The organism is Aerococcus vaginalis (assembly GCF_053762225.1).
Genome location: NZ_JBSMYC010000001.1, coordinates 349,986 through 369,537 on the forward strand (window position 1 = coordinate 349,986; position 19,552 = coordinate 369,537).

16 protein-coding genes are annotated in these 19,552 nt (G+C 41.3%); all 16 read right to left on the reverse strand.

Annotation, left to right across the window (positions count from 1 at the left end):
* Positions 1-11: 11 nt before the first annotated feature.
* Complete coding sequence (locus tag ACWOEX_RS01645) at positions 12-809, reverse strand: ribonuclease HII (protein WP_455297519.1); 798 nt, start codon at positions 807-809, stop codon at positions 12-14.
* On the reverse strand, positions 799-1,674 hold the full coding sequence (ylqF, locus tag ACWOEX_RS01650) for a ribosome biogenesis GTPase YlqF (protein WP_455297520.1): 876 nt from the start codon (positions 1,672-1,674) through the stop codon (positions 799-801). Before ylqF ends, ACWOEX_RS01645 begins: the two co-directional genes overlap by 11 nt.
* 21 nt (positions 1,675-1,695) lie before the next feature.
* Positions 1,696-2,295 (reverse strand): signal peptidase I, encoded by a 600-nt coding sequence (gene lepB / locus ACWOEX_RS01655; RefSeq protein ID WP_455297521.1) that lies wholly within the window; start codon positions 2,293-2,295, stop codon positions 1,696-1,698.
* Positions 2,288-3,826, reverse strand: a complete 1,539-nt coding sequence (locus ACWOEX_RS01660) for a S41 family peptidase (RefSeq protein ID WP_455297522.1) — start codon at positions 3,824-3,826, stop codon at positions 2,288-2,290. Before ACWOEX_RS01660 ends, lepB begins: the two co-directional genes overlap by 8 nt.
* Before the next feature lie 20 nt (positions 3,827-3,846).
* Positions 3,847-4,062, reverse strand: a complete 216-nt coding sequence (locus ACWOEX_RS01665; RefSeq protein ID WP_455297523.1) for a YozE family protein — start codon at positions 4,060-4,062, stop codon at positions 3,847-3,849.
* Positions 4,063-4,125: 63 nt separating this feature from the next.
* Positions 4,126-4,626, reverse strand: coding sequence for a dihydrofolate reductase (locus tag ACWOEX_RS01670; RefSeq protein WP_455297524.1), 501 nt, complete (start codon positions 4,624-4,626; stop codon positions 4,126-4,128).
* Between the two features lie 145 nt (positions 4,627-4,771).
* Positions 4,772-6,667: an ABC-F family ATP-binding cassette domain-containing protein gene (locus tag ACWOEX_RS01675; protein WP_455297525.1), complete on the reverse strand. Its 1,896-nt coding sequence runs from the start codon at positions 6,665-6,667 to the stop codon at positions 4,772-4,774.
* A 150-nt stretch (positions 6,668-6,817) separates the two neighbouring features.
* The gene (locus ACWOEX_RS01680) at positions 6,818-8,494 is read right to left on the reverse strand and encodes a formate--tetrahydrofolate ligase (protein ID WP_455297526.1); all 1,677 of its coding nucleotides are present in this window, start codon (positions 8,492-8,494) and stop codon (positions 6,818-6,820) included.
* 218 nt (positions 8,495-8,712) lie between these two features.
* Positions 8,713-10,011 (reverse strand): hypothetical protein, encoded by a 1,299-nt coding sequence (locus ACWOEX_RS01685; protein ID WP_455297527.1) that lies wholly within the window; start codon positions 10,009-10,011, stop codon positions 8,713-8,715.
* A gap of 114 nt (positions 10,012-10,125) precedes the next feature.
* A complete protein-coding gene (locus tag ACWOEX_RS01690) occupies positions 10,126-11,562 on the reverse strand; it encodes an APC family permease (RefSeq protein WP_455297528.1) in 1,437 nt (478 codons plus the stop codon).
* Positions 11,563-11,730: 168 nt separating this feature from the next.
* Positions 11,731-13,569 (reverse strand): translation elongation factor 4, encoded by a 1,839-nt coding sequence (lepA, locus tag ACWOEX_RS01695; RefSeq protein ID WP_455297529.1) that lies wholly within the window; start codon positions 13,567-13,569, stop codon positions 11,731-11,733.
* Between the two features lie 114 nt (positions 13,570-13,683).
* Positions 13,684-14,832, reverse strand: coding sequence for a molecular chaperone DnaJ (gene dnaJ / locus ACWOEX_RS01700; RefSeq protein WP_455297530.1), 1,149 nt, complete (start codon positions 14,830-14,832; stop codon positions 13,684-13,686).
* Positions 14,833-14,953: 121 nt separating this feature from the next.
* Positions 14,954-16,774, reverse strand: coding sequence for a molecular chaperone DnaK (gene dnaK, locus ACWOEX_RS01705; RefSeq protein WP_455297531.1), 1,821 nt, complete (start codon positions 16,772-16,774; stop codon positions 14,954-14,956).
* A gap of 49 nt (positions 16,775-16,823) precedes the next feature.
* Positions 16,824-17,381, reverse strand: a complete 558-nt coding sequence (gene grpE, locus ACWOEX_RS01710) for a nucleotide exchange factor GrpE (protein ID WP_455297532.1) — start codon at positions 17,379-17,381, stop codon at positions 16,824-16,826.
* A 17-nt stretch (positions 17,382-17,398) separates the two neighbouring features.
* A complete protein-coding gene (gene hrcA, locus ACWOEX_RS01715) occupies positions 17,399-18,436 on the reverse strand; it encodes a heat-inducible transcriptional repressor HrcA (RefSeq protein ID WP_455297533.1) in 1,038 nt (345 codons plus the stop codon).
* Between the two features lie 150 nt (positions 18,437-18,586).
* Positions 18,587-19,543: a riboflavin biosynthesis protein RibF gene (ribF, locus tag ACWOEX_RS01720; protein WP_455297534.1), complete on the reverse strand. Its 957-nt coding sequence runs from the start codon at positions 19,541-19,543 to the stop codon at positions 18,587-18,589.
* Positions 19,544-19,552: the final 9 nt, after the last annotated feature.

The following is a 19,552-nucleotide window of genomic DNA, read 5'->3' on the forward strand; positions in this document are numbered from 1 at the left end:
AAATTGTCCGATTAGTGTCTATCCAATATTTTTTTGACCGGTGCGAAACTGCGGCGATGAATCGGCGTAATGCCATAGCGTTCAATAGCTGTCAAATGTTCTTTGGTCGGATAGCCGGCATTCTGATCAAAATGATACTCTGGGTACTCTTTAGCATACTCACACATCAACCGATCACGATATTCTTTTGCGTAGATACTTGCTGCAGCTACACTATAGCAAGTAGCATCGCCCTTAATAGGGTTAGACTGCGGGATAGTAATTTGTGGCAGATGTACCGCATCTGTGATCACATAATCAGGTGTGGGATGCAATGCTTGAACAGCACGTGTCATCCCCAATCGTGAAGCTTCTAAGATATTAATTTTATCAATAATCTCATTATCAATCACTTGAATTGAGATATCTTCCGCCTCTGCTTCGATCGCTGCAACAATATCCTGACGTCTCGCATGAGACAATTGCTTTGAATCATTAAGATAGATATGCGGTAATTTCTCGGGAAAAACTATCGCGCAGACAACCACTGGACCAGCCAAAGGACCGCGCCCCACTTCATCTGTCCCTGCAATCCAATGATAACCGCTCTGATGTAGCATCTCTTCCGGCTCTTGCAATTTTTGAATCATTGACTGTTCTTCCTGCCATCGCGCGTTTTGATTGCTCAGACGCTTAGCCAGACGTTGTGCACCCGCGCGTTGATCATTTTGAAGCTCTTCAATAATCGCTTCAGAAATTGGAACTTCTAACGTCCGTGCCCATTCATCAAGCGCCTTTAAAGAAAGATGTGCTAACTGATCATTCGACATAATCAGTAGCCTCATCAATCTCAAGATCTTCTGGATGTTCGAGGGTTAGACGGCCTAATTTTCCTTTTTGAATATCACGGATTAAGCGCTCTGAGGCACGTTCATAGTCATCTTTCATGCCCAATTTTTCAGTCAAAGTCATCAATCCCTCTGGATAAGATACTGAAAAATCATCCGCCGATATTGGATAACGGTCAAACAACGCATCTGCATAGTACTGATATAGATACTCTAATGAGAACAGTGCAATATCATCACTGTAATAATGATCTGGTTTAATTGCCCCCATAAGTGCTAGACGGTTCGCAACGTTCTGATCTTCAAATTTTGGCCAAAGAATCCCTGGTGTATCCAATAATTCAAAATCCTGATCAATTTTAATCCATTGTTCCCCTTTTGTCACCCCAGGGCGATTACCGACAGAGGCAATGCGTTTGCGAACTAATTGATTAATAAATGTTGATTTTCCTACATTCGGCACACCCATAATCAATAATCGGACAACTGATTGCTTCATCCCTTTTTGCTGCCATTGTTCACGAATAGGAGCTGTCATTTGTTTAACCTTATTACGGAATCGCTTCATGTCACTTGTATTCAAACTGTTTACAGCGATTGCCTCCTGTCCGTTCGACTGATAATAGTCCAACCAATCCTCCGTTACCTCCGGATCAGCTGCATCAGCCTTATTAAGTACCAATAAACGTAATTTGTTCTCAGTTAATTCCTCTAGCATTGGATTCTGACTGCTATGTGGTAAGCGTGCATCAACCAATTCAATGACTAATTGAATCGATGAGAGATTCTTTTGAATCGTGCGCTTAGCTTTTTCCATATGTCCCGGATACCATTGAATATCTGCCATAAAGATCCTCCTCCCAGTATTTTACGCAGGTTGTGATCGTGCCACTGCTATTTCATTTGGACTAACTGGTTCAATACCACCGATTTTTCGCAGTGGCCATATTCTCAATGGCACATTCCCCTGAACACTCGATTGATCGATAAATCCAAATTCTTCGCCATCCTTGGAAATTGGGCGATTGTCACCCAAAACAAAAAGCTTCCCTTCTGGCACGCGTTCAGCTTGTGTCGTTGGTAAGGTTTCAAGTGATTCATTCGGCATCAGCTGTGCATTGGGGTTAGTTGAGCGAAGTGCTTCTAAATAGGGTTCTTCGACTGCCTGTCCATTAACATACAATGTGTCATCCTGATACTCTACCGTATCACCAGGAACACCGATCACTCGCTTAATATATTCATCGCCAGAACCGTCTGGTGCATCGAACACGATAATATCCCCATGCGTATAGGTGTTTGCCAGCTTATTAAGCCAAACGCGTTCACCGTCCTGCAATGTCGGCGCCATGGATGCACCGCTTATCGTTACAGGCGCGCCGACAAACTGCCAGATACCAAGGAAAACGAGCAATGTAATAACCATTGGCAGGATAAACGATGTAAAAAATTCTTTCATTTTATTCATTAGTGTTGCCTCCGACTGATGCATTTAATATTTCGATTGCTTGCTGTGTTTGTTCATCATTCGCAAAGAGCGCTTTTTGAGCTGCTTGCATTATGGCCTTAGCTGTATCAGCATCAATAGTGCCCGATACTTCTAAATCCTGCTCCGATTGGAAAGAACGAACAACCGCTGTTAATGATTCATCAAATTGCTCATTCACTTCGTTACTGTCCAAACGACCGATTGTTGCAAACATTTTTTTAATATTTTCGATCGCTTTGGATTGATCCCCCTGCTGATAAGTTTGAGAGGTATCAATAAGCCATAGCTCTTCATCGTTGCCCATCGCCGGATGATCTGGAGTAATTCCTTTTTCATTGATCCATTCACCATTCGGCGTCATCCAGTGGGCTGTCGTTACTTTTAGTTCGCGTGATTCATCGGCTTCATAAGGAATAACGCTCTGAACCGTACCTTTACCGAATGTCTGTGTCCCCACAATCGGTATATTCGCAGATTGCTGTAACGCCCCAGCAATAATCTCTGACGCACTGGCGCTTCCTTTATCGACCAGTACAACGCTTGGCTCAGTGATTTTAAACGTTCCGTATTGTTCGTCATCTGCTCGATAAGTTTCCTTATTTTGATACTTATCCACCACAGAGACAATCGTTTCACCATCTTTTAAGAACATATTAGCAATATGTAATGCAGATGCCAGTAACCCGCCAGGATTACCTCGTAAGTCAACGACAAAACGTTTAGCACCCGATTGTCGCATCGCTTCAACAGCTCGTTTAAATTCATCCGCAGTATTTTCTGAAAAAGTTGTAATTTGAATGACAGCGACCTCTGAATCATTGTCATCTATCGCACTATGAACAGTCTCAATCGGAATTTCTGCACGCTTAACAGAGACATTAAATATTTCCTCACTGCGCTGAATTTCCAATTTTACCGTTGTTCCGGCCTTGCCGCGAATATGCTTGACCGCTTCTTCAGTAGAAACATTGTCTAACGGCTTGCCATCAACAGATAACAAAATATCATTAGGTTTCAGACCAGCTTTTTCAGCAGGGGAATCTTTGACCGGACTTACAACCACAATTTTACCGTCTTTTTCTTGTACGGTTGCGCCAATTCCTTCAAACTTTGCATTAATAGAAGATTGAAGGGCAGCACTATCACTATCGAAATAGAATCCTGTATAAGGGTCGTCAACTGCCTCCGTCATCCCAGCAATCCCTTGATTGATGAGCTTTTGATCATCAATCTCTCCGTAATAATTAGAAGAAAGTAAACGATAAGTGCGTTGAAAATCTCTAAAATCGTTATTGGTCAATACATTTTGCGTATGTCCCCACTCCCAAGGCAGACGCCCTGTCGCTATATAATTTGTGATACTAAAAGTCAATAAAACACTAACGATTAATAAAACAATCCAAAAGAATGTCGGCAATCCCTCACGACGTTTATAAACGATAGACTTTCTTTCAGAGTTTGGAGTGTCTTTTTCGACTTCTGCTATTTCATTTTCGGATACATCTGTCATCTTAGTTACCACTTTTCTATTTATTGGTTATATATGTCCCACACATCATCAAAGACATCAACATAGTGAATATAACGATCGTCCATCTCGATATGGCGACTGATCGGATCGAATGCTGTTTCTGAACGTGGGAATTCACCATCTGTATACACCAGTTCCGCAAATTCAGCACGGCGATCCACGACTTTGCTACTATTACGGTACCGCTGAATAAATTGATAAAAAGGAATAGTCACACTTATGCCCCTTCTCTATCTGTATTAAAATATTGAGCGATTATAGCACATCTCGCTACACCCTCATAATTTCCGACGCCAAAATTCAAAACGGTGTGGGTATTTATTTTTTTCATCAACGACACCTTCAATCACCTGATAACATTCAAATCCAGTTAAATTGGGGTTAAAATATGTATCCCCTTCAAACGTGCCATTAATGTGTGTAATGCGTAATTCATCTGTTTCGTCCCACAACGCTTCAAAGATTTGGCGACCACCGCTGATATATGCTGTCGTATCCTTAAAACGATCTGCAAGACCTTCTGAACGCGTTACTACTTCCAAATTGTCGTACATTGCGATTTCCTTAGCATACACTTCAGGATGATGTGTAATAACGATATTATGACGATTAGGTAATGGTTTACGTCCCATACCATCAAATGTCGTACGTCCCATGATCAATGGATGCCCTGTTGTTTGGTCTTTGAAGAATTTCATATCATTCGGCAAGTGCCAAGGCAAATGTTTTTGATTTCCTATTATATGGTTTTGATCATATGCAAATATAGCAATTAGCATTTTATTCCCTCCTAAACTGCAACTGGCGCTTTAATTAGTCCATCAGACACATAATCAATCAATTGAATATTAAATAATGAGCGATTACTACTAACTGATAATGTTGATATCCTTTCTGTCATGGCCCTATGCTACACGAAACAATTTAAGACCGCGCTAATTCACTTAATTCTTCCCAGTAAGTCATCTTTTCAAGCAAATCGTTTTCTTTGCTATCTAATTCTGATTGCAACTCAGATAACTTGCTGTAATCATTGCCATTTGCTTCCATATCAGATTTAATTTGCGCGATCTCTTCTTCTAACGCCGCAATCTGATCCTCGATCACTTCCCAATCCTTTTTCTGTTTATAATTCATTTTCTTCTTTTTAGGTTCCGAATTATCAACAGTTACAGCATCCGCTTTTTTGACTGAAGTCGTACGCTGTGTCTTCGTTGCTTCTTTCTTCGAGGCCATAAATTGCGAATAATTACCATAGAAGAGTTGCCACTGCCCACTAGCATCAATATATAGCAAGCGGTCAATCACTTTATCTAGGAAATAACGATCGTGGCTGACTGTTATAACCGTACCATTGAAGCTATCAAGATACTCTTCCAGAATATTTAATGTTTCAATATCCAAATCATTCGTCGGTTCATCTAATAACAATACGTTCGGACGCTGCATTAAAATACGAAGCAAGTATAGACGCTTTTTCTCACCACCTGACAGTTTATAAATATATTCACCTTGTCGATCACGTGGAAAAAGAAATTGATCCAACAACTGCGATGTGCTCACTTGACGGCCATCATCGTAATGATATTCCTTAGCAACTTCGTCCAAATAAGTAATCACACGCTTATCCTCGGGGAGGACTTCTGGAATTTGTTTGAAATAGGCCATTTTGACAGTTTCCCCAATCGTTACCTCGCCTGATAATGGCGTGAGATCTCCAGAAATCGTATTGAGTAATGTGGTCTTCCCCAAACCATTGTCCCCAATGATACCTAATTTTTCTCGTTTTTGAATTAAAAGATCGACTGATTGAATCAACGGTTGATGCTTATCATACCCTACCGAAACATCTTTCAACTGAATAACCTTGTCGCCCAGACGTGATTCCTCGAGATCGATGGTGAGATGCGACACCGTATTGTCTTGTTTGATTTCATCTTTTAAGTTCTCAAAGCGATTAATACGCGCCTGTTGCTTCGTTGTTCGTGCCTTCGCACCACGGCGCATCCATGTCAGCTCTTGCTGATAAAGTTTTTTCTTATTTTTGAGCGTCGCATCAGCAATTTCCTGTTCGATCACCAATTTATCTAAATAATCCTGATAATTACCTTCGTATTGTTTAAGATAACCATTATGCAAGGCAAAAATATGATGGCTGATACGATCCAAGAAATAGCGGTCATGCGTGACAACTACTACTGATTTCTTGTACGTTGCCAAATAATTTTCTAGCCAATCGACCATTTTGAAGTCCATATGGTTGGTCGGTTCATCTAGCAGCAATAAATCTGGTTCATCGATCAACACTTTCGCAAGACTGACACGCTTGCGTTCACCACCACTCAATGTACTTACTTGACGATAGACATCGGAGAAACCAAGTTTCGTCAAAATCGTACGAATCGTTGTATCGAGTTGCCAGCCATCCGTACGTGTCATTTCAGCTTCTGCTTTACTGTAGCGTTTCTCTGCTTTAGGATCATTACTATTTGCACTGAATAATGCGGTCGCTTGTTCATATTCAATCACAGCTTTGATTTTAGGACTATTACCGGTCGCAACAGCCTCAAAAATTGAATGCTCTGGATCCAAGGCAGTCTCTTGATCAACTAAGCCGATAGTAAAGTCGTCCGCACAGTTTACTTCGCCGCTATCTAGGAGTTCTATATCATTAATAAGTTGCAACAATGTACTTTTCCCAACCCCATTCGGCCCAACTAAACCAATATGCTCTCCTTCACGAATTAAAAAAGACGCATCTTTTAAGATTTGACGTTCACCGTATGTTTTATTCCAGCCGATTGCTTTGAAATCGCGCATAAATTTGTTCACTCCATTTGTTAAATTCATTGTCTATTTTAGTGGAAGTATCCTAAACTATTCAACAACTGTTACATAATCTAAAGCATAAATAAAAAAAGAGTGACTGCTTCCTACAGCCACTCCTATATCCATATTACTGTCTGTTTTTTAGAATAATCCTGTAATCGTTCCGTCGCTATCAATAGCCATATTCATTGCTGCAGGACGTTTTGGCAAACCAGGCATTGTTAAAATATCACCAGTAAGAGCCACAATAAAGCCGGCACCAATTTTCGGTTCTAGAGAGCGAACATGGATCTTAAAGTCAGTCGGACGACCTAGCAATGTTGCGTCATCAGACAATGAGTATTGTGTCTTCGCCATACATACTGGCAAATGTCCCCATCCATTCCCTTCAAATTTCTTCAATTGTCTCATCGCTTTCGCTGAAAATTCTACACCAGATGCACCGTAAACCGTCTGTGCGATGGTTTCAATTTTTTCTTGGACTGTCATCTCTCCACTGACAATCGGATGGAAGTTGGATTGGTTGTTATCGATAGCCGCTAATACTTTTTCAGCGAGTTCAACACCACCATCGCCACCATTTGCCCATACATCACTAAAAGCAAATTCAACACCAAGCTCTTCGCAGGCCTTAGTTACCACTGCGACTTCAGCGTCCGTATCCTGAGTAAAGTGGTTCAACGCCACAACAACCGGTACGTTATAGGATTGCATCGTTTCGATATGCTTCTTGAGGTTTTCAACCCCTTCTTCAACAGCTTCAATGTTTTCTTCACCGTTGTTGACCTCTGCTTTAGAAACTCCCCCGTGCATCTTCAATGAACGAATCGTAGAAACAATAACCACAGCTTCTGGCGCTTGCTTCAACTGTGGAACCTTGATGTCCATGAATTTTTCGCCGCCGAGATCTGCGCCAAATCCTGCTTCCGTCACAACATAATCAGCAAGTTTCAATGCTGTCTGAGTTGCAATAACTGAGTTACAACCATGTGCAATATTTGCGAATGGTCCGCCATGCACTAAAGCTGGCGTATGTTCGAGCGTTTGTACTAAGTTAGGAAGGATTGCATCCTTCATTAACATCGTCATTGCCCCTTCACAGCCGAGCTCTTTAGCTTTGATGTACTCACGCTTAGTGTTTTGACCGATCACAATATTACCGAAACGTTCTTGCATATCGTCTAAATCTTTAGAGAGGCAGAGAATAGCCATAATTTCAGAGGCTACAGTGATATCAAAGCCATCTTCACGCGGGTAACCGTTACCTGGTCCTCCAAGGCCAATCACAACATCGCGAAGTGCGCGGTCATTTAAGTCAACCACACGTTTCCAAGTGATGCGACGCACATCAATATCCAATTCATTCCCTTGTTTGATGTGGTTATCGATAATCGCTGCTAACAAATTGTTAACAGTCGTAATAGCATGCATATCGCCGGTAAAATGCAGATTGATATCTTCCATCGGTACAACTTGTGCATAACCACCACCGGCTGCACCACCTTTTAACCCCATCGTTGGTCCTAATGATGGTTCACGCAATGCCACCATGGTGTTTTTACCCAATTTCGACAATGCATCCGACAACCCAACGGAAGTGGTCGTTTTTCCTTCACCAGCTGGCGTTGGGTTCATCGCTGTTACTAGGATGAGATGACCGTTTTCCTTATCTTGAAGATTATTGATTGCTTCTTGGCTAACTTTTGCCTTGTTATGTCCATATGGATTAATATCTGCCGGGGTTAACCCGACCTGTTTAGCAATTTCTTCAATGGGTAAACCTTGATTCTGTTGTGCAATTTCAATATCTGTTAACATTCGCGCATACTCCTTATCTATATCCCACATCCAACGAGATTCGATACACCAAGTATACTAGAAACAAAAATAAAAACAAACGTTATTTTTATAAAAGTGTTATATATCTATTATATAAGTTAAATAAAGAACATTTTATTTATCAAAATAAATATCGTTCGTTTTTATTATAAAAATAAAGACCGCTGATACCAGCGATCTCTACTTTTTAGTGCCTATTATTCAATATTTAATTGCTCTTTGAGTGATTCGTCTTCGATTGTGTAACGTTGGCTTTGTTCACCTTCTGCGAGCAACTGCCCATCTATCGCCAAGGAAGATAAATGGCCGCCCTCTTCAATGTGTAAGGTCGTTACTTCCGCACCTTCTGTCGATAGATCACCTTTGATTTCTATTGCTTCAGCGTCACCACCATCTTTGACACTGAGAGCGTAAGCAGGTAATTCCATATTAACACCTTTAACAAGAGAATTACCGACACCACCCTTGGTATGAATACCACCATCAATAGTGATCTTACCAACATGTTTAGAAATCTGAACACCGACTGAACCATCACCGAATGTACGTACAGCGTGGAAGCGTCCCTCTTTCAATGTGCCATCGTATTGATTGTAACCACGTGCGCCTAGACCATACGTTTCAATTGGAGCCTCAGCTTCAAATAACTTCACTGTTCCGAAGTTAACAAAACCGATACCAGAAGGACCGTAGGAAGTGACGCGATCTTTGGCTAACCAGTGGTCAACCATGCCCCATGCATCCAATACCATGTCATTTACACCGTAAGTGACAGTTTCACCAGTATGAATGACTTCTTTGGCATGTACACCATCTACAATGAAGACCGCTGCAGTAATAATATCTGCGATACCAGCTGGCAAGCACCCCGTACTGTACACCGTTGTGGTTTCCAGCAGTTCTACTTCTACGCGGCCACCTTTATCACCAAATCCAGCAATAAAGATACCTGAACCAACGACTGGGTTTTCTTTAGCACCGATAGCGATATTTGTGGCTGATACTGTAATCAAACTCTCTGGATCCGGATTAAAGTTATAAATTGTCAATGCCCCTTGCAGAACATTCACACCGTACTTCTGAGGTTGCTCTAGATAACCGCGAGTATCTGCAGCAAAAACATGTACATCGTCCATCTTAATATCTGCAGATTGACTCATATCACGCATAATAAATGAAAATTGACCACTCACCATTAAATGACTAAATTTAAAATGGCCCAGTTTTTCAGTATAACCCGCATTAAACACGGCACGTTGTGTTATTGGTGTTTGGATAACGAAATCTTTGATTTCGTTATCGGCCGTTACACCGACCCCATCACCGCGTTCAAACATAAGTAATGGACGCATACCATTTTCTTGTACTTTGCCTTCGAGTGTTGTATTCGGAGGTAGAATGATACTATGTGTTGCTGTCATACTACGTGTAATTGAAATCACATCTTCATGCGCCAATAGCGCTTCTTCTAACGCAACAAAACTATTTACTTCCATTGCCAATTCCTCCTTTGGCAGTTGCCATTAAAGCAAAAAAGTATCTTCATATGTAAGAGAAGATACTTTCACCATACGCTTATTCAGCAATTAATACAATAACGTTTACACACACTAAGCGTTTACTTTTTTATTAGTACGTTTCGCAATCATCGGTAAAATAAAGCCTAAACCGACTAATGCAAGCGGCATAAGGATATTTAGCGATAATTGGAATATCCAACCCGATGGATCGGATTGAAATTCAATTTTTGGCAGAATACCCATAATTCCTGCAAACGCAGAGAATAAGAAACAGCCTAATCCAACGAAATAAGCAATTTTAGTATTTTTAATGAATTTAAATTTCGAATCAAATTGATCAGCGTGCTTATTGATTAACATATAAGCAAAGAATACAAACAATCCTGGTAGTGGTGTGAGAATCGAATTAAGATTCATCAACCAATTGTAGACTTCATTCATATTCTTAATTCCAAACAGTGGTAATAATGTCACCAATGACACAAGGATTCCTGTCAGCCAGTAACCATTCACTAGTGTACCCTTCTTGTTCTTTTTCGCTAATTTATTTGGAATAAATTCACTATCCGCATCCGATAATAAAACTTTTAACGGTGCATCGATAGTCAAAGCTAATGCTGAGCTTTGAGATAAGGCATTCGCAATGGAATAAAAAATGACAAATAGGTTACCGACCCCGTAGAAATTACCGAGACGATCAAACGCTTCGTAGGCACCATTGGCCATTAAGTCATTTGGAATATTTGTTGCATCAAACAGTATCCCCATCGCAACGGAACCAAAGATTGCACTCACAATCACCATACCAGCCATCACTAACATGGCGAGTGGAAATTCGCGTTCAGAATTCTTTGTATCCTTGACGTATGGTGCAATCATTTCTACCCCGGCCAACGCAAAGGTCATCATTGACAGCGTAGAGAAATAGTTAACATCAAAAGTTGGTAGGTATGTTGATACCTGGTTCATCCCTTCCGTTTCAATCGGAGCCCCTGTCAATCCAGGTGCCGCCACCGTAATGAGAATGAAGAGAATAGACATGATAAACATGCTAGTACCTGCCATACTACCGATAATCTTTAATGCGGAGACCCCTTTGGAAGATATCCATAAGAAAATTAAGAAGATCGCTAATGACATCAAAGAAAGTGTTGTCGTAGGAAGATCGTGGATTAAATTACCATTTCCCGTAAATAACCACCCTAAAGCAATTAGAATCATCTGTGGTTTCTGAGCGATATACGGAATATTGATCACCCAGAAAATCCAGGCAGCGAAGTAAGCCATCCATCGGCTTGATGTGGCACGCACCCAAGCGGATACCCCACCTCCTTCACCTTTAAACGTTGAACCGAGTTGTCCAACCGCCATGGTGTATGGGATGAAGTAGAGAAGCATTACAAGTATCCAGGAAAAGACGACTGGAAGGCCTTGTTGTGCATAGTTATTGACTACATTCCCAATACTCCACACAGCTGTAAATGAAATAAAAATCAGGTTATACCATCGCAACTGCTTGGTATTCATGGTTCTACCCCTTTCGAGTAAATGAATTCGTAAAGTAAAATTCTATCATTAAAATTATTAAGTTTAAACAATTTTCACAAAGTAAATTTATTCAAAATTGTTCATACATTACGTACAATAAAAAAGCATCTCACGCGAGATGCTTTTAGAGATAATTCTTTATAGAAGTTATTTGGAACTATCGTCTTCACCCATGTTTAAAACAGCTAAGAAGGCATCTTGTGGCACTTCAACCGATCCGATGGCTTTCATACGTTTCTTACCTTCTTTTTGTTTGTTCAAGAGTTTTTGACGACGCGTCACGTCCCCACCGTATAGCTTAGCAGTAACATCTTTACGATAGGCTTTAACGGTAGAACGCGCGATAATCTTATGCCCGATTGCTGCTTGAATTGGAATTTCAAACTGCTGACGTGGAATAACTTCCTTCAATTTAGCAGTTAATTGACGCCCGCGTTGATAAGCAAAGTCTTTGTGGATAATCACACTCAGTGCATCGACAACATCACCGTGAATCATTACATCCAATTTAACTAAGTTACTTGTGCGGTAACCGATCAATTCATAATCGAGCGATGCATAACCTCTGGTACCTGATTTCAAACGATCGAAGAAGTCATAGATAACTTCTGATAACGGCATTTCATAAATGACATTCACACGCACATCATCAAGGTATTCAATCGTCACAAATTGTCCACGTTTTTCCTGAGCTAATTCCATCACTTTTCCGATAAATTCTTCCGGAACCATGATTTCAGCTTTGACGTACGGCTCTTCAACATGATCAATTAAAGTATTATCAGGTAACTCAGAAGGGTTCGTCACCGTCACCATTTCGCCATCTGTCTGGTAAGCATGGTAGATAACACTCGGTGCTGTGATAATCAAATTAATACCAAAGTCGCGTTCCAAACGTTCCTGTGTGACGTCCATATGCAGCATACCGAGGAAACCACAGCGAAAACCGAAGCCTAATGCTTGCGAACTTTCTGCTTCAAAAGTCAATGAGGCGTCGTTAAGCTGTAATTTTTCCAGCGCTTCGCGTAAGTCACCGTAGTCTTTAGAATCTACTGGATAGAGACCGGAATACACCATTGGAACCATCGGACGATATCCTTGGAGCGGTTTATCTGCGGGACGATCAGCATTGGTTACAGTATCACCGACCTTAGTATCCTGAATGGTTTTAATGGACGCAGTAATATAGCCAACATCCCCCGCAATCAATTCATCGCGAACAATCGCATTAGGTGACATAATCCCGACTTCAGTAACTTCGAATTTCTTACCGTTACTCATTAGTTGAATGCGGTCCCCCGCTTTCACCATTCCGCTCTTAATACGAACACTCAACACGACACCGCGATATGGGTCGTACACTGAGTCGAAAATTAATGCCTGTAAGGGATCATCGATCTCTCCCGATGGTGCTGGGAACGTTTGAACAATTTGTTCAAGTACTTCATCGATTCCCTGACCTGTTTTAGCACTGATTAATGGTGCATTTTCACCATCAATGCCGATAATATCTTCGATTTCTAATCGTGTTTCTTCAGGTTGCGCAGATGGAAGATCAATTTTATTAATCACTGGCAAAATCTCTAAGTCATTGTCTACCGCGAGATAAGCATTGGCGAGCGTTTGAGCTTCAACACCTTGCGTAGCATCCACAATTAAAATGGCCCCTTCACAGGCTGCTAAACTACGTGACACCTCATACGCAAAGTCGACATGTCCCGGTGTATCAATTAAATGGAAAATATATTCTTCCCCATCATTGGCTTTATATCTCAATTCGACAGCGTTCAACTTAATGGTAATCCCACGCTCTTGTTCCAATTCCATAGAATCAAGCATTTGGTCATGCATTTCGCGTTCCGAGATCGTTCCTGTCTTCTGCAAGATACGATCAGCTAGTGTTGATTTCCCATGATCAATGTGCGCAATGATCGAAAAGTTACGAATCCGGCGTTGGCGATCCAATAATTCGTCTCTGTTGGTCATTTACGTTCTTCCTTTCTGCTACTCTATCTAGTCATTGTACCATATTTCTAACAATACTTTAGTAATAAAAAGAGGTTCTAAGGCGAAGTCGCCAGATTAGAACCTCTACTTTCGTTAATTCGTGAATTTATCTTTGAGTTTATCCCAGAAATTTTTCTCTTCTGGTGTCACACTATCTCCGGATGCATTTGCGAAAGCTTTTAACGCTTCTTTTTGTTCACTATTCAATTTCTTTGGTGTAATGATTTTAATCGTTACTCTCTGGTCCCCCGTACGATCGCCATGAATTTCAGGAACCCCTTTGCCTTTGAGACGAATGACAGCGCCCGATTGTGTCCCGGCCGGAATCTTCATATTGACCTTACCGTAGACAGTAGGCACTTCCAATTCATCGCCGAGAGCAGCCTGAGCAAAGTTAACCGGCAGCTCAATCTTAATATCGCGGCCTTCACGCGTGTAGAGATCCGATTTCTTAATCTTGAAGACCACGTATAAATCGCCGTAGCCGCCACCGTTTTCTCCAGCACTTCCTTGACCTGAAAGACGCATGGATTGACCATCATCAACACCAGCAGGGATATTGACTTTGACCGTATGGGTTTTACGTTCATGACCTGAGCCTTGGCAGTTGGTACATTTATCTTTAATTTCTTCACCTGTACCATCACAGACAGGACATGTGGTTTGCGTCTGTACTTGACCGAGCGGCGTTTGACGTGTCTCACGAATGATTCCCGAACCGCCACAACGTGAACATGTTGTCTTTCCTGTACCCGGTTTTGCACCATCACCGTCACAGACATGGCATGTTTCGTCACGTTTATATTTAATTTTTGTTGATTTACCAAAAATGGCTTCTTCAAATTCTAATGTCACAGTGTATTGTAAATCTTCACCACGACGCGCACGGTTACGACGTTGTTGACCGCCGAAGCCGCCAAATCCACCACCGAACATATCATTGAAAATATCTTCAAAGCCGCCGAAACCACCTGAACTGTATGATTGATAGTTTCCTTGACCGAAACCACCGTTACCGCCCATACCTGCTGAACCAAAACGATCATATTGCTGACGTTTTTGATCATCACTCAATACTTCAAAAGCTTCATTAACCTCTTTGTATTTCTGTTCAGCTTCTGGAGAATCATTTAAGTCTGGATGATACTTTTTGGCAAGTTTGCGGTAGGCTTTCTTGATTTCTTGTTGTGAGGCATCCTTTGAGACACCTAAAATGTCATAATAATCTTGATTACCAGCCATTTACCTGTCCTCCTCATTGCACATATGCTATCTTAGCGGAATAAAACCCCGTCTGCAACGAGACGGGGTTATTCACTTGACATTTCAGCATTCAATACCGATTTGTACCGAATTGAAATGATTATTCGTCATCATCGTTAACTTCTTCAAAGTCACCGTCAACTGAACCATCATCATCATTAGTGTCTGCTGATGTATCTTGTGCTTGTTGTTGCGCTTCGTATAATTTCACGCTCAACTGTTGAAGCACTTCGAGTAGAGAATCTTTCTTCTCTTTCATTGCATCAACATCATTGTCGTCGAAGGCTTTTTGAAGTTCATCTTTCAATGATTTCGCATTTTCGATTTCAGAGGCATCTGCTTTACCTTCAACATCCTTAAGTGTGGAGTCTGTCTGGTGCAATAGCTGTTCTACTTCATTCTTGAGATCAGCTTCTTCTTTGCGTTTTGCATCTTCCTCAGCATGCGCTTCAGCATCTTTCATCATGCGATCAATTTCGTCATCTGATAATCCAGAGCTGGATTTGATCGTAATAGATTGTTCTTTACCAGTACCTTGGTCTTTGGCACTAACGTTAACGATACCGTTACGGTCAATATCGAAGGATACTTCAATCTGAGGTACACCACGAGGCGCTGGGTTGATGCCTGTTAATTGGAAACGACCAAGCGTCTTGTTGTCAGCTGCCATCGGACGTTCACCTTGAAGGACATGAATGTCTACGGTTGGCTGATTATCAGCAGCGGTAGAAAATACTTGAGATTTTGAAGTCGGAATTGTGGTATTGCGGTCGATCAACTTCGTGAACACGCCACCCATAGTTTCGATACCGAGTGATAATGGCGTAACATCCAACAATACGACGTCCTTAACATCACCAGAGATAACCCCACCTTGAATAGCTGCACCTAAAGCAACAACTTCGTCTGGGTTCACAGAACGGTTAGGTTCTTTACCCGTTAGTTCTTTAACATGGTCAACTACAGCTGGAATACGTGTTGAACCACCGACTAAGATCACCTGGTTGATGTCCGTGTTAGATAGACCGGCATCAGATAATGCTTGTTTCACTGGCTTAGTCGTACGTTCAACCAGATCCTTAGTCAGTTCATTAAATTTCGCACGAGAAAGAGAAGTTTCATAATGCAATGGACCACTTTCACCTGCAGAAATGAACGGCAAGGAAATTTCCGTAGAGGTTACACCAGAAAGGTCTTTTTTCGCTTTTTCGGCAGCATCTTTCAAACGTTGCATTGCCATCTTATCGGTAGAAAGATCAATACTATTCTGATCTTTAAAGTCTTTTACCATGTAATCAACGATACGTTGGTCGAAGTCATCCCCACCAAGTTTGTTGTCACCAGATGTTGATAATACTTCGAAGACACCGTCACCGAGTTCAAGGATGGAAACGTCAAACGTACCACCACCTAAGTCGAAGACTAAGATTTGTTCGTCTTGATCTTGTTTATCTAAACCATAAGCTAATGCAGCGGCAGTTGGTTCGTTAACGATACGATCAACTTCTAAACCTGCAATTTTACCTGCATCTTTTGTCGCCTGACGCTGAGAGTCGTTAAAGTAAGCAGGTACAGTAATCACTGCATGATCCACTTTTTCACCGAGGTAATCTTCAGCGTAGCTTTTTAAGTGTTGAAGAATCATCGCTGAAATTTGTTGCGGTTTGTAAGTTTCACCTTTAATTTCAACAGTGTAATTGTCATCACCAATGTGACGTTTAATTGAGCTTACACTGTTAGGGTTGGTTACAACCTGACGTTTCGCCACCTCTCCGACTTGTGTTTCATCCTCTTTGAATGCAACAACAGAAGGCGTTGTACGATTACCTTCAGGGTTAGGAATGATTTTCGGCTCGCCACCTTCTAATACGGCAACAGCAGAGTTTGTAGTCCCTAAGTCAATACCAATTACTTTACTCATTATTTGTATGCTCCTTTACCTTTAAAATAATTAAACGATTCAGTGCCAATTATTGCGCAATGATAACCATCGCTGGACGTAGCACACGTTCATTCAAGACATAACCTTTTTGATAGACTTGAACAACCGTGTCAGCAGGATGATCATCATCTGCTGGTACTGAACTGACAGATTGATGATAATTTGGATCGAAAGTTTCACCAGCTGGATCAATCACTTTGATCCCTTCAGCGTCAAACGCCTTTAAAAAGTTAGTATGTACCAACTCAATACCATGCTTGAGTTGTGTTGAAGCTTCATCAGCTGCATCAATCTCTAATGCTTTTTCTAAGCTATCAATCACTGGTAAGAGTTCCTTCGCAAGTGATTGTGAGCGAAATTTTGCAGATTGTGTACGTTCTTTAGCTGCACGTGCTTGCATATTTTTAATTTCTGCGGATAAGCGAAGCACTTGATCTTCTTTTTGGTTTAATTGATCTTCCAATGCCTCAATACGCGCAGTTTCTTCATTTGTTTCGTCAACTTCTGAATCAACAGTTTCTTGTGCTTCAATTTCTGCATCAACTGCTTCTTCTTCAGTCATTGCTTTTTCTTCGTCTTTAGCCACTTGATGCACTCCTTTCATTATGAATAGTTTTCAAGATATCGGTTAATTTCATATTTAACAGCTTTGAATAGCTGGGCAGTTCGAACATAAGACATATTCTCAGGTCCGATCAAGGCAAGCGTGACTTGTTTACCTGGAGATTCATCCTCGATGACTAACTGGGATGCGATCGTCATTTCTTGCAATGCATCACCAACGATCTCATCACCCATCCGAAATTGGATACCAGACTTATTCATTGGCATGAGCTGAATGACCGCATCACGGCTCTTCAATAGTTGATCAAAGGCAATCGCCTGGTGTATCCCTTGACGATTGACAAGATAGCTGAGAAAAGCCGTTTTGCCATGAACCTCAACCTGATGACTTGATAACTTAGTAATCAAGTGATTCAAGAACGGATAAACAAATGCTTGATCTTTTCGTTCATGATCAATCATCTGCTTTAATTCTGCGAATGCCTCAGTCAATGACTTCGAAGCTAGTGACTGATTGATCCAATAAACCACTTCCTCTACTTGTGCCATTTTGACACTACTTGGGAAATGGATAATTTGATTTTCAACCGTCCCTTCTTCGGTCATTAAAATCAATACAGCTTGACGATCTGTCAGTGGCACAAAACGATAGGCAGACAAATGGTAATCATCCAGTGTCGGTGCCACCGAAATGGCCACATAATTCGTCAATTCTGCTAACGCAATCGTTGCGCGATGAATCACTTCAGCCAATCCAAGATATGGTTGTGCAAAAATCTCGTTCAGCCGTTGTCGATCGCTAGGCGCAATCTCTAAATCAATGTAGCCACCAATTTGTGGAACGATATGATTTAGATAATAACGATATCCCGCTTCGGTCGGCACACGCCCCGAACTTGAGTGCGTCTTCTCTATGAGATGCGCACTTTCGAGCTTAGCCATATCATTTCGAATGGTCGCAGGACTAGCAGAGATATGATAATGCTCTTTAAGGAACTTTGATCCTGAAGGTTGACCGCTGCGTTGATAAGCATCGATAATTCCTTTCAGAACCTGATGTCGTCGTTCCAATGACATATAATCACCTCTTTTAGCACTTGCCAGTTCCAACTGCTAACAGTCTGTACTATATCATGCGTCTTTACTAATGTCAATGAAAGTCAAACTATTTTTTGACTAAATTTGCTCAATAAAAAATCGATAACACAAGGTTACCGATTGGTTGATTTACGTCATATCTGAATTGTATTCATCGCGATAAGCTAGACTGTTCGCTTGATCGTTATGCATTTGCGCAATCAATGCCTCTGCACTATCAAATTTTTCTTCACCACGTAAGAAATGATGCCAGTATACTTTCAGATATTCGCCATATATTTCTTCATTAAAATCAAATAGATGTATCTCAACAGTTTGGCGTTGTGGTTCATTAAACGTAATATTATAACCGACCGACGCCATCCCCCAATAGACCTGATGATTTAATACACATTCAACAGTGTACACACCGACATCAGGAATTAATGTATTCTCGGGAACCGATAAGTTGGCAGTCGGGTAACCCAACGTCCGTCCGCGATGCTCTCCGTTGACTACACGTCCCGTGAAGAAATAAGGATAGCCCAACGCTTCTTTTGCCTGATCAACATCTCCCGCTAATAACTGTTGTCTAATATGCGTACTGCCAATTTTCTCATGATCTATCGTTTGACGCGGTACTGTAATAACTGAAAATCGTCCCTTCGCATACTCGGGAAGTGTCTCCATATTAGCGATTGTACGCTTTCCGTATGTGTAATCAAAACCCGCCACTGCGACGACGACATCTAAATCAACGAGATAATTGTCCACGAACGCTTCGGGCGATTGCACTGAAAACGCACTAGTCATTTCAGCAACATAGAAAATATCAACACCCAATTCTTTCATCAACTGTTGCTTTTCTTCCAGCAACGTTAAGTAATTAATATCTTCTGGTTTAATCTCTTGATAAATGGTTTTAGGTGATACATCGAATGTCATCACAGCGAGCGGCAAATTTCGCTTCGATGCTTCCTGACGCGCACGTTTGATGACGGCTTGATGCCCACGATGCACGCCATCGAAGAATCCGAGTGCCATGACTATTGGGCCTCTACTCACCGCATTTTTATCAATCGGATGATGTAATCTGATTGTTTCCATGAAATTCCC